The 12,295-nt window shown below is 71.2% G+C and carries 10 protein-coding genes; 6 read left to right on the forward strand and 4 right to left on the reverse strand.

All coding sequences use genetic code 11. The features are described from left to right. Positions 1 to 4 precede the first annotated feature (4 nt). The gene (purM, locus tag MRBLWH11_RS02420) at positions 5 to 1,183 is read right to left on the reverse strand and encodes a phosphoribosylformylglycinamidine cyclo-ligase (RefSeq protein WP_341946539.1); all 1,179 of its coding nucleotides are present in this window, start codon (positions 1,181 to 1,183) and stop codon (positions 5 to 7) included. A gap of 86 nt (positions 1,184 to 1,269) precedes the next feature. Between purM and MRBLWH11_RS02425 the strand changes: the two genes are divergently transcribed. Next, positions 1,270 to 1,875 (forward strand): zinc-binding alcohol dehydrogenase, encoded by a 606-nt coding sequence (locus tag MRBLWH11_RS02425; protein WP_341946540.1) that lies wholly within the window; start codon positions 1,270 to 1,272, stop codon positions 1,873 to 1,875. On the opposite strand, the gene MRBLWH11_RS02430 is transcribed toward MRBLWH11_RS02425, so the two are convergent. Together MRBLWH11_RS02430 and MRBLWH11_RS02435 are read right to left on the reverse strand one after the other, a co-directional pair. After that, on the reverse strand, positions 1,872 to 2,201 hold the full coding sequence (locus MRBLWH11_RS02430) for a potassium transporter Trk (protein ID WP_116634064.1): 330 nt from the start codon (positions 2,199 to 2,201) through the stop codon (positions 1,872 to 1,874). The two genes, MRBLWH11_RS02425 and MRBLWH11_RS02430, sit on opposite strands and share 4 nt — an antisense overlap. A 151-nt stretch (positions 2,202 to 2,352) precedes the next feature. Next, positions 2,353 to 6,489, reverse strand: a complete 4,137-nt coding sequence (locus MRBLWH11_RS02435; RefSeq protein ID WP_341946541.1) for an HtaA domain-containing protein — start codon at positions 6,487 to 6,489, stop codon at positions 2,353 to 2,355. A 162-nt stretch (positions 6,490 to 6,651) separates the two neighbouring features. Between MRBLWH11_RS02435 and MRBLWH11_RS02440 the strand changes: the two genes are divergently transcribed. Genes MRBLWH11_RS02440 through MRBLWH11_RS02450 form a run of 3 tightly spaced genes read left to right on the forward strand, consistent with a single transcriptional unit; the run spans position 6,652 to position 9,613 of the window. Further along, positions 6,652 to 7,758: an ABC transporter substrate-binding protein gene (locus MRBLWH11_RS02440; RefSeq protein ID WP_341946542.1), complete on the forward strand. Its 1,107-nt coding sequence runs from the start codon at positions 6,652 to 6,654 to the stop codon at positions 7,756 to 7,758. Further along, positions 7,755 to 8,843 carry an iron ABC transporter permease gene (locus MRBLWH11_RS02445; RefSeq protein WP_341946543.1) on the forward strand — a complete coding sequence of 363 codons (1,089 nt, stop codon included), beginning with the start codon at positions 7,755 to 7,757 and terminating at the stop codon, positions 8,841 to 8,843. Before MRBLWH11_RS02440 ends, MRBLWH11_RS02445 begins: the two co-directional genes overlap by 4 nt. Further along, complete coding sequence (locus tag MRBLWH11_RS02450; RefSeq protein WP_341946544.1) at positions 8,840 to 9,613, forward strand: heme ABC transporter ATP-binding protein; 774 nt, start codon at positions 8,840 to 8,842, stop codon at positions 9,611 to 9,613. Before MRBLWH11_RS02445 ends, MRBLWH11_RS02450 begins: the two co-directional genes overlap by 4 nt. A gap of 77 nt (positions 9,614 to 9,690) precedes the next feature. Here MRBLWH11_RS02450 and MRBLWH11_RS02455 read toward each other — a convergent pair whose 3' ends face one another. Beyond that, complete coding sequence (locus tag MRBLWH11_RS02455) at positions 9,691 to 10,062, reverse strand: sterol carrier family protein (protein ID WP_116634059.1); 372 nt, start codon at positions 10,060 to 10,062, stop codon at positions 9,691 to 9,693. 75 nt (positions 10,063 to 10,137) lie between these two features. Here MRBLWH11_RS02455 and MRBLWH11_RS02460 point away from each other — a divergent pair, with 75 nt between their 5' ends. After that, positions 10,138 to 10,818: a CoA pyrophosphatase gene (locus MRBLWH11_RS02460; protein WP_341946545.1), complete on the forward strand. Its 681-nt coding sequence runs from the start codon at positions 10,138 to 10,140 to the stop codon at positions 10,816 to 10,818. Between the two features lie 174 nt (positions 10,819 to 10,992). Next, a complete protein-coding gene (purD, locus tag MRBLWH11_RS02465) occupies positions 10,993 to 12,270 on the forward strand; it encodes a phosphoribosylamine--glycine ligase (protein ID WP_341946546.1) in 1,278 nt (425 codons plus the stop codon). Positions 12,271 to 12,295: the final 25 nt, after the last annotated feature.

Genomic DNA, 12,295 nt, shown 5'->3' on the forward strand with positions numbered 1-12,295 from the left:
GCTTTTACTTCGCTCCGTCCGCGTAGGCGCCCACCAGGCGCACCGCTCCACCGTCGACGCCCTTGGCGCCCTGTTCGAACTCGCCTGCCGGACGCGCGCCGAAGCCGACGGTCCCGACCTGCCACGAGGGCATGCCCTCGGCGGCGAGCGCCGCGATCGCGGCATCCTTCTTGTCTGCGGCGATGACCGCGAGGAACCCGATGCCGAGGTTCCAGGTACCCTCGGCCGACTCCAGCGTGGAGCCGGCGATGTCGCTGAGCACGCGGAAGACCGGGCTCGGCGACCACGTGCTGCGATCGACCTCGGCCCAGCTGCCCTGCGGGAGCACGCGCGCGAGGTTCGCCGCGATGCCGCCTCCCGTGACGTGGCTGAGCGCATGCACGGCCTGCGTCCCCGACCTCACGGCCTGGGTCCCCGACCCCACGGCCTGGGTCCCTGAGCCTGTCGAAGGGCCAAGCTCGTCGATCAGACGGAGCAGCGGAAGCGTGTACAGGCGGGTCGGCTCGAGGAGCGCCTCGCCCCAGGTCGTGCCGAAGTCGGCGGCGTTGTCGCCGTAGGAGATGCCGGCGTTCGTGATGATGTGGCGCACGAGCGAGTAGCCGTTGGAGTGCAGTCCGCTGGAGGCGATGGCGATGACCGCGTCGCCGTCCTGCACGCGCTCGGACCCCAGGATCGCGTCGGCCTCGACGACACCGGTGGCGGCACCGGCCACGTCGTAGTCACGCGGGCCGAGAAGCCCGGGGTGCTCAGCGGTCTCGCCGCCGACCAGCGCGGTGCCCGTCGCGGAGCACGCCTCGGCGATGCCGCGCACGATGTCGGCGATGCGCTGCGGGAAGACCTTGCCGCACGCGATGTAGTCGGTCATGAAGAGGGGCTTGGCGCCCACCACGACGATGTCGTCGACGACCATGCCGACCAGGTCCTGGCCGATCGTGTCGTGCTTGTCGATCGCCTGAGCGATCGCGACCTTGGTGCCGACGCCGTCGGTGCTCGTCGCCAGCAGCGGGCGACGGAAGTCGCGCAGTGCGCTGGCGTCGAACAGGCCGGCGAATCCGCCGACACCGCCGAGCACTTCGGGGCCGTGCGTCGCGCGCACGGAAGACTTCATCAGCTCGACGGCGAGATCACCTGCAGCGGTGTCGACGCCGGCTTCGGAATAGGGATTGGTGGGGGAGGCAGCCACACCTCCAGCCTACCGCCCGCGGGCACCCCGACTCTCCGCCGGAACAGAGCTCGGACGGCGGCCCCGCTCCCGCCTACGATGGGGCCATGGCCGACAAGCCGCAGTGGCTCATCCGCGAAGACGCGAGCGTTCCGGTGCTCGTCGCGCTCACGCTGCGCCAGACGCTCGGGATCCGGGCGCCGGAGGACCTCCCGAGCCTTCGCGACCTCGCGGTGCGGGCGCCGGATGCCACCGAGGCGTCGGCCGCCGTCGAGGGGCAGTGGCGGGACTACTGGGACATGACGGTCGAGCCGCGCGCTCACCCGTCGGGGGTGCCGCTCGAGCTCGTCGACGGCTTCGACACCCTCGTCGCACTGCCGGCCACCGGTGCGGAGGAGCTCGCCGCGGCCGTCGCTCCGCACGGGGAATCCGCGCTCCGCTACGCGCGCGCCGCGCACGACCGCTACGTGAACTCGATGAAGAGCAGCACCGGTGGTGACGCGTATCGCGCCTACGCGAGTGCCATCGCCGAGTTCGAGCGCGAGGTCGGACGCCGTGCACATTCGTTCGAGCTGAACGTGCAGGTGCTGCCGTTCTCGCAGCGCGGCATCTGGTGGATCGGCGCCCTCACGGTCGCGGTGACCGACGGGCTCCGGCGCGACGTCGTGGCGTTCGACGCCGCGATCCGTCCGGTGATCGCCGAGCTGGCCTAGTCGGCGGCCGGTCGGTCCGTCTCGACGACGGTCTCCCGGTCGACCGTGACGACGCGGTCGTGACGGCGCGCGATGCGCTCCATGATGATGCCGACGACACCGCCGAGCGCGAGTCCGATCGGCACGGTCCACAGCAACAGGAAGCCGAAGACCTGACCGGGCGGGTAGACGACGTCGAGAGCCTGCGACTCCTCGAAACTGCCGCTCCAGGTCAGGATGGCGGCCGCGATGATCCCGACCACGACGCCGATGCCCATGAGCACGCCGTAGCGAGGCACGCGACGCACGGTCGCCTCGACGGTCTGGTGGGAATCGGTGGGAGCCATGCCTCCATTGTCCCACCGTTCGGGCACACCTTGCAGCCGGTGTGCGCGTCCCGCTTTGCAGGTCGAGATCACGAATGCAGGTCGAGATCGTCGATCTCGACCTGCATTCGTGATCTGAGCCTGCAAACCGTGCCGTCGCGGGCCCGAAGCGTCAGACCTCCGTCGTCACCTCGGCCGCCCCGGCGCGGTTGCGGCGCGCGATGAGCACCCCGCCCGCCGCGGCGAGAGCGACGACGACGAGGCCGCCGACGATCCACGGCCACACCGGAGCGCCCTCCGTGATCGCCGGTGTCGTCGCGGCGGTGACCGCGGCGGTCGCCTCGGAGTCGGACCCGTCCTCGACCGGTGCCGCGACGCCGCAGTCGGCGTCGACCGGGATCACCGCGGTGACCGGGTCGAGCGCCTCGCCCGCGGCGTAGGTGCCGAACGCGGCGGCACCGGCCTCGGTGAGAGCTGTCGGCACGGCATCCAGCGACAGGACCCCGTCGACCACGGCCGCGTCGCGCGCCGCGAACTCCGCGAGACGCACGCCCTTCTGGTCGACGCTCGCGCCGTCCTGCGTGGTGCCGGTCACGTCGAACACGAGATAGCCGGTGTCGCCGGCGAGCTCGATCCGCGCGTTCGCCAACGTCGTGTTCAGCGCGCCCTCGTGACCGGTGAAGGCGATGCTGCCTCCGAAGGCGACGAGCCCGGCGAGGGAGGTGTCGTCGAACGATCCGGTGCCGCTCTCCCAGACATAGTCCGGGTACCGGTACTCCACGCCGGTGAGCGTCCAGCCGCCCTTCGCGATGCCCTCGATGTACGTGCGGAACGACTCCTTGTAGCCCCACTTCAGCGTCGCGCCCTCGACCGTGCAGGCGCCGATCACGGCCGCCGCTCGGTTCAGGGTGAAGGCGAGACCGCGGTCGACGGATCCCTGCAGCGTCAGGGTGTGCGCGCCGTCCTCGAGGCTGGCGGGCAGCGTGCCCGACCAGGTCGCGACGCCCGTGGCATCCGCCTGCACGGTCTCGAGCAGCACCGGCGTCGAGTAGACGACGACCTGGATGCCCTCCTCGTTCGGCTGGAAGCCCGCGGCGGAGACGGTCGCCGCCTTGCCTGCTTCGAGTGCGGCGAGGTTCTTCTCGTCGATCACGATGCCGTCGGTCGCGGGAGGCGTGTCGGGCAGCGCCGCCTTCTTCGTCACGGATGCCGCCGCGACCATGCCCGTCGTTCCCTGCGGGGCCGCTGCCGGCGAGCCGATCGTGAAGGTGACCGGGTTGAGCACGGTCGAGTTGCCCGACAGGACCGTGTCGCGCCCGGCAGCCGTCAGAGCGGCGGGAGCAGCGGTGTAGCTCACCGCGCCGTTCGCGGTCGTGCGCACGGCGCTGCCGAGGTCGAGCGTCGCGAAAGCCACCTGCGACCCGCCGCTCGACACGAAGAGCGTCGCGCTGTTCGAGGACGTGACGCGGATCACCGGGTCGGAGAGCGTGATGTCGAGCACCCCGTGATGGCCGGTGAAGCGCACCGAGCCGCGGTAGACGACGCTGCCGACGCCGGTCGCGACGTCGAAATCACCCCCGACCGACTGGCCGAACTGGAACTGTCCGCCCGAGCGCGTCGCTCCTCCGGAGACGGAGATCGACCCCTGTGCGATCGGACCGGTGACGTAGTCGGCGAAGGACGAGGAGATGGCCCAGCGCAGGGAGCCGCCGGGGACGTTCGCCGGCGGGGTCACCGGGGTCACCGGTGGCTTCGGCTCTTCGGGCTTCGTGCCGAGCAGCGCGTCCCACTGCGCCTCGGTGATCGTGACGGTCGAGCGCGCGAGCATCGTGTCGGCGTTCGGCATCGTGTGCTGCTTCCAGACGATCACCTCGTACGACTTCGTCCGGTCGAGCTTGGCGACGGCCGTCGTGAGGTCGACGGAGAACGCCTCGAAGGTGATCCGGGGGACGTACTTCATGGCGAGGAAGCCGCCGCCGGCAGTCACGCCCGACTCGGTGCCGGCCTCGATCAGCGCGACGTACGCGCCGACGTTCGTGCCCATCTCCGAGCCGGATGCCGTGACGGTGAGGCCGTCCGCAGCCGTGGCTGTCTTGACGCTCGTCGCGACCACCGGTTCGTCGACCGGGAACAGCGTGTCCCAGTCCGCGTCGCTGATCTCGACGGCGCCGCGAGCGAGGATCGTGTCGGCGTTCGGGAGGGTGTGCTGTTTCCAGACGATCACCTCATACGTCTTCGTGCGGTCGAGCTTGTCGGCGGCAGCGGTCAGATCGACCGTGAACGCACCACCCGGGATCCCGCGCACGTACTGCATCGCGAGGAACCCGCCACCCGCGGTCACATCCGCCTCGGTGCCCGCCTCGATCAGCGCCACGTAGGCACCGGTGATCTCGCCGAGCTTCGAACCGGATGCCGTCACGGTCAGTCCTTCATCAGCGCTCGCGGCCGTGACCGCCGTCGCGACCGTGGGGACATCCACGGGGAACAGCGTGTCCCAGTCCGCGTCGCTGATCTCGACGGCGCCGCGAGCGAGGATCGTGTCGGCGTTCGGGAGGGTGTGCTGTTTCCAGACGATCACCTCATACGTCTTCGTGCGGTCGAGCTTGTCGGCGGCAGCGGTCAGATCGACCGTGAACGCACCACCCGGGATCCCGCGCACGTACTGCATCGCGAGGAACCCGCCACCCGCGGTCACATCCGCCTCGGTTCCCGTCTCGATGAGCGCCGCGTACACGCCGGTGATCTCGCCGAGCTTCGAACCGGTTGCCGTCACGGTCAGTCCTTCATCAGCGCTCGCGGCCGTGACCGCCGTCGCGACCGTGGGGACCTCCACGGGGAACAGCGTGTCCCAGTCCGCATCGCTGATCGCGACCGCTCCACGGCTCAGGATCGTGTCGGCGTTCGGCATCGTGTGCTGCTTCCAGACGATCACCTCATACGTCTTCGTGCGGTCGAGCGTGTCGGCGGCAGCGGTCAGATCGACCGTGAACGCACCACCCGAGATCCCGCGCACGTACTGCATCGCGAGGAACCCGCCACCCGCGGTCACATCCGCCTCGGTTCCCGCCTCGATCAGCGCCGCGTACACGCCGGTCGTGGCGCCGAAGCCCGTACCCGTGACGGACGCGGTGATGCCGGGCTCGGCCGTCGCGAGGGACGCCGAGATCACGATCTTCGGGGGAACGGCGTAGTCCAGGGCGACGCTGCGCTCCTGGTCGGCGTTCACGACGCCACCGGCCCCGTAGGTGTAGACGCCGTAGGAACCGGGGGATGCCGCGGCATCCTTCAGCGTGAGAGTGGCCTGGAACGTGCCGTCATCGGCGAGGTCGACCCACTGCGCGCGGACCGCACCCTGGTACTGCGCAGGGACCTGGTTCAGCACGGACTCCGAGAGAGCCCAGGCCTGCGTGCCGACCGAGCGTGCGGCCGACGTCGCGCCGGCGGAAGGCTGCCAGTTCGCGGCGAAGTTGCCGAACACGACGTAGGTCCCCTGCGAGAGGTTCGCGGGGATCGGCACACCGCGTCCGCCGACGTTGGCCGTCGGGTCGTAGCCCGAGCCCTTCACGACGATCGTGTCGCCGGCCCGGAGCGCGGTGCCCGCGGCCGGGGTGGTGCCGTCGGCGAGAAAGACCTCGATCGCCGCGGATGCCGGGGGCGTGGTTCCCGGGTCGGTGCCGGGATCCGTGCCCGGGTCCGTGCCGGGGTCCGTTCCCGGATCGGTACCCGGATCGGTGCCCGGGTCGGTGCCGGGGTCCGTGCCCGGGTCGGTGCCGGGGTCCGTGCCCGGATCGGTGCCGGGGTCCGTGCCCGGATCGGTACCCGGATCGGTTCCCGGCTCCGCGCCGAACACGGCATCCCACTGCTCCGCAGTGACCTCCACGTCCCCCCGGGCGTAGATCGTCGTCGCGTCCGGGTTCGAGTGCTGCTGCCACATCAGCACCTCGTAGGCCTGCGTACGGTCGAGCGATCCGGCCGGAGCCGTGAGCGTGAACGAGCTCGCTCCGCCGCTGACCGCGGGGAAGGGCATGGCGAACGCCGCGTATCCGCCGCCCGCCGAGATCGACCCTTCGGTGCCCTTCACGATGAGCGCGGCATAGGCGCCGGCGACGTCCGGCAAGCCGGATGCCTGCACCTGCACCGTCACACCCGACGTCGACGCAGCGGTGACGCTCGCGTCGACCGAGCCGTCGGCGGCGTGGGCAGGAGGCACGACCACCGCTCCCGCGGCGAGGAGAAGGAAGGAGACGAAGGCGGCGATGAGCACGCGGAGGCGGCTGCTCGCTCGAAGGGGGATGGCTGTGTCGTTCACGGGTTCTCTCCGGACCCCGGGGCACGCGGACACGCGCGCCGGCGGTGCCGCAATGCAGTCGGGCGAATGGATGAGGTTTGGTTAGGCTCAGCTAAGAAGCCCACGGCCCCGAGCGTAGGGGGCGACCTCGGAGCGCGTCAAGTTTTAGGATAGCCTTGCCTAATGCGTCGCGCCTTTGCCCTCCTCATCGCCGCGGCTCTCGCCGTCGGACTCACCGCGTGCGCCGAGCCGGGTGCGACCGCGGCAGCCCCTTCCGAGTCCGCAGACACCTGCCCCTCGGCATCCGCTCCGCTCTCCTCGCTGGACCTGGTCGACGACGTCCGCGCGGTCACGGGCGGGTCGACGGCCTGCCTGTCGAGCCGCGCGATCGAGGCGGTCGACGACGACACCGCGCCGAAGCTGCCCGTGACCGTGACCGACAGCGAAGGTCGCGAGGTCGAGATCACCGACATCGATCGCATCCTTCCCATCGACATCTCCGGCACGATCGCCGCCACGGTGTTCGCGCTCGGCCTCGGCGACCAGGTGGTCGGCCGCGACTCGTCGACCGCCTTCGCCGGCACCGAGGAGCTTCCCGTCGTGACCAGGACCGGGCACACCCTCAACGCGGAGGCGATCCTCGAGCTCGCGCCGACCGTGATCCTGACCGACACCTCGATCGGGCCGAAGGAGATCCGTCAGCAGCTGCGCGACGCCGGCATCGCCGTGATCGTCGTCTCCAGCGACCGCCGCATCGACACGACCGACGAGCTCGTCACCGGGATCGCCACCGCGCTCGGCGTGCCGACCCGCGGCGACGCACTCATCGAGCGGCTGGATGTCGCCCTCGACGCCTCTCTCGCCGAGATCGCCGAGGTGGTCCCGGCCGCCGAGGAGGACCGCGCCCGGATGCTCTTCCTCTACGTGCGCGGCAACGCGAACGTGTACTACATCTTCGGCGAGGACTCCGGCGCCGATTCGCTCATCGACGCCGTGGGCGGTGTCGATGTCGCCGGCGAGATCGGCTGGGAGGGCATGAAGCCGATGACGGCCGAGGCGCTCGTCGCCGCACGCCCCGATGTGCTCGTGATGATGACGGACGGCCTGGAATCGGTCGGCGGCATCGACGGGCTCATCGAGCGGATCCCCGCGGTCGCCGAGACCCCCGCCGGTGCCAACCGTCGCGTGATCGACATGGCCGACAGCGAGATCCTCAGCTTCGGGCCGCGCTCCGCCGACGTCATCGGCGCTCTCGCCCGCGCCCTGTACGCCCCCGAGCCCCAGCAGTGACCTCGACGGCAGCGACCTCCGAGGTCGTCACCTCGACGCCGGGTGCGCATCGGGGGCTGCGCTTCGTCCTGGTCCTGGTCGGCCTGATCGTCGCGCTCGCGATCACCTGCATCGCCTCGATCACGAGCGGGCAGTACGACCTGTCCCCCACGGCCCTCGTCGGCGTGCTGCTGCGCGGCATAGGCATCGACACCGCGTGGGCCCCGTCCGCCTCGACGGACTACGGGGTGATCTTCAACCTGCGGATGCCGCGCCTCGTGCTCGGACTGCTCGTGGGCGCTGCCCTGGCCGTCTCGGGCGTGCTCATGCAGGCGATCTTCGGCAACCCGCTGGCGGATGCCGGCGTCGTCGGCGTCTCCTCGGGCGCTGCTCTCGGTGCCGCGGGAAGCATCACCCTCGGCCTCGCCACGTTCGGGATGTGGACCACACCGGCATTCGCCTTCCTCGGCGGCCTCGCGGCGGTGCTCGCCGTGTACTTCATCAGCCGTTCCGGCGGGCGCACCGAGGTCGTGACGCTGCTGCTCACCGGCATCGCGATCAACGCGATCGCGGGCGCGGGCATGGCGTTCTTCACCTTCCTGGGCACGACGTCGACCCGCGAGCAGATCGTGTTCTGGCAGCTCGGTTCGCTCAACGGCGCCCTCTGGTCGAACATCCAGCTGATCGCCCCGCTCGTGGGGATCGGCATCGTGATCGCCCTCATCGTGGCCCCGACGCTCGACCTCTTCTCCCTCGGCGAGCGCACCGCTCGGCACCTCGGCGTGAACGTCGAGCTGCTGCGGATGGTCGTGATCGTGACCGTCGCGATCCTGGTCTGCGCGGCCGTCGCCTTCGCGGGCATCATCGGCTTCGCGGGTCTCGTCGTGCCGCACCTGATGCGCATGGTGATCGGTCCCGCGCATCTGCCGCTCGTGATCGCGTCCGCGGTCGGCGGAGCGCTGCTCATCGCCGTCGCGGATCTCGTCGCGCGCACCGCGGTGCCGCTGGCCGACCTGCCGATCGGCATGATCACCTCGCTCGTGGGCGGGCCGTTCTTCCTCTGGCTGCTCGTGCGCACGCGGCGGCGCTCTGGAGGGTGGGCATGAGCGTGCGGCTGCGCGGCGCCGACCTCACGGTGCGCGTCGGCGAGGGACGCGCGATCCTCGAAGACGCATCGATCACGATCCATGCCGGCGAGATCCACGCACTCGTGGGACCCAACGGCGCCGGCAAGACCACGCTCTTCGGCGTCCTCGCGGGCGATGTCCCCGCGCAGTCCGGTGAGGTCGTCCTCGACGATCAGCCGATCGGAGACGTGCGCGCCCGGGCCCTGGCTCGGCAGCGCGCGGTGCTCCTGCAGGAGAACACCGTGACGTTCCCGTTCCGCGCCGAGCAGGTCGTGCGGATGGGACGGGCGCCCTGGGCCCGCACCCCCGCCGCGGACGACGACGAGCTCGTGGTCGCCTCGGCGATGGACCTGACCGAGGTGACGGCGCTGCGCGCACGTGCGGTGACCTCGCTCTCCGGCGGCGAGCGCGCCCGCGTCGCCCTCGCCCGCGTGATCGCCCAGAGCACCGGCATCCTGCTGCTCGACGAGCCCACGGCCGCACTCGACCTCAAGCACCATGAGGACGTGATGCGGCTGATCCGCGCACGAGCGGATGCCGGAGTCGCCGTCGCGATCGTGCTGCACGATCTGAACGCCGCCCTCGCGCACGCCGACCGGGTCACGCTGCTCTCGGAGGGCCGCGTCGTCGCCTCCGGCCCGCCCGCCGAGGTGCTCACGGCCGCGCGCATCGAGGAGGTCTACGGCCAGCCCGTCGACGTCTTCCCGCACCCCGTCACGGCCGTGCCCCTGGTCGTCGCGCGGCGCTGAGGGCACGTGACCGTCCCGCGCGACGATGCTTCGACACACCCTGGGTCCCTGAGGCTGTCGAAGGGTCCCGATGCAGACTAGGGACGGAGCGGCAGCACGTCCACAAGGCTGGCCCGAGTTCCGGAGGCCGCGATGCGCCCTGCTGTCTCGGCATCCGTCCAGATCTCGGCACCCGTGGCGACGGCGATCCAGGTCGCGGCATCCATCTCGACGACGTTCGGCGGGGTGCCACGCGTGTGCCGCGGCCCCTGGATGACCTGCACGGCCCCGAAGGGCGGCACGCGCACCTCGACGCTGTTGCCCGGGGCCTTCTCGTCGAGCAGCTGCAGCAGGTAGCGCACGGCGGTGGCGAGATCGGTGCGCTGCGGCGTCGAGCCGGCGGCATCCGCGGCGCGCACGGCGTCGAGGGCCGCGCGTCCGTCGATGATGTCGATCCTGCGGGAGGGCATGAGAACGAGGGTACGCGCCCGAAACCTCCTCGGGCGCCCGCCCCGAACGCCTCCGACAGGCATAGGCTCGAATCGATGAGCCCCGACCCCGACACCCTGCATGGCGCCCGCGCCGAGCTGCTCGCGACAGCACAGCGCAGCGACGGGTGGGCGAAGGGCTTCCCTGCGGTGTTCGACGGCGCGCAACCGGCATCCGTGCTGGTGCTCTTCGGCCGGCTCGACAGCATCCCGGCGCAGACGGACGAGCGCACCGTGGCCGCCGACCTCGATGTCCTGCTGCAGCGGCGCGCCGCCACCCTCTCGTCGCACCCCGGGCAGGTCTCGTTCCCCGGCGGACGCCGCGAGAAGACGGATGCCGATGCCATCGCCACCGCGCTCCGCGAGGCGCAGGAGGAGACCGGCCTCGACCCCGCGGGCGTCGAGGTCCTGGCCACTCTGCCGGAGATCCCGCTCGCGGCCAGCAACCACCTGGTCACGCCGGTGCTGGGCTGGTGGCGGTCCCCGTCGCGCGTCGTCGCCGTGGACCACGCCGAGACCGTGGACGTCTTCCGCGTGCCGGTCGCGCAGCTGCTCGACCCCGAGACCCGCTTCACCTCGACGCTTCATCGGCTGGGGCAGACGTTCCGCGGGCCCGCGTTCGACGTCGACGGCACGATCGTCTGGGGCTTCACGGCGATGGTGCTCGACGCGCTCTTCGACGCCGCCGGCTGGACCCTGCCCTGGGACCGCACGGTCGAGCGCCCGATCGAGCTCTGACACGCGCCGCGGCGCGAGGCGAGAGCGCGCCCGTCTGCGTTCACAATTCAGCAAGAACTCGCCCGGAACGCCCTGAAACTCCCCGGACACGCACCTTCCATCGCGATTCGACTGAATCGTGAACGCCGCACGCGCACACCGAAACGCGACGGCCGCGCTCGGTAGGCTGGACCGGTGAAGATTCTCGTCCTCGGTTCCGGTGCTCGTGAGCACGCGATCATCCTCGCTCTGCGGGCAGAGCACGCGGAGCACGAGATCTTCGTCTCCCCCGGCAACGCCGGCATCGCGCAGGACGCGACCCCCGTCACGGTCGATCCGCTCGACGGTGCCGCAGTCACCGCGTTCGCGAACGAGCACGCGATCAACCTCGTCGTGGTCGGCCCCGAGGCCCCTCTGGTCGCTGGTGTCGCCGACGCCCTGCGCGCCCACGGTGTTCCGGTGTTCGGACCGGGCAAGGCGGCGGCCCAGCTCGAGGGCTCGAAGTCGTTCGCGAAGCGCGTGATGGATGCCGCCGGCGTGCCGACCGGACGTGCCGTGCGCGCCTCGACCCCGGCCGGCGTCGAGGACGCGTTCGACCAGCTCGGCGCACCGTACGTGGTCAAGGCCGACGGGCTCGCGGCGGGCAAGGGCGTCATCGTGACGTCCGACCGCGCCGAGGCGCTCGCGCACGCCGAGCACTATCTCCCCTCGGGCCCGGTGCTCGTGGAGGAGTTCCTGTCCGGCCCCGAGGTCTCACTCTTCTTCCTGAGCGACGGCGACACGGTGCGCGCGCTCAGCCCGGCGCAGGACTTCAAGCGTGCGCTCGACGGCGACGCCGGCCCCAACACGGGCGGCATGGGCGCCTACTCGCCGCTGCCGTGGCTCGCCGAGCAGTTCGGCAGCGAGAAGGCCTTCGTCGACGAGGTCACCCGCGACGTCGCACTCCCCGTCATCCGCCAGCTCGACGCCGAGGGCACCCCGTTCATCGGCCTGCTCTACGCGGGGCTCATCCTCACTCCCGCGGGCGTCCGGGTGATCGAGTTCAACGCGCGCTTCGGCGATCCCGAGACGCAGATCGTGCTGCCCCGACTCGTCACCCCGCTCTCGGAGCTGCTGTTCGCCGCGGCATCCGGCACCCTCGAGGACCAGCCGCAGCCGGTCTTCAGCGAGGACGTCGCGATCACGGTCGTGCTCGCCAGCGAGGGCTACCCCGAGGCACCCCAGACCGGACGCCCGATCGAGGGACTCGAGGATGCGGCCGCCGTCGAGGGCGTGCGACTCGTGCACGCCGCGACCGCGAGCCCGGACGCACCGGGCGGATCGCTGGTCGCGACCGGCGGCCGGGTGCTGAACGTCGTCGCCGTGGCATCCGACTTCCGCACCGCGCGCGATCGCGCCTACGAGGCGATCGGACGCATCCGTCTCGACGGATCGCACTACCGCACCGACATCGCGGCCCGCGTCGCGGACTAGAGGCGCTCCGATCGGAGGATTCCTG

Source organism: Microbacterium sp. LWH11-1.2 (genome assembly GCF_038397745.1).
GTDB lineage: Bacteria > Actinomycetota > Actinomycetes > Actinomycetales > Microbacteriaceae > Microbacterium.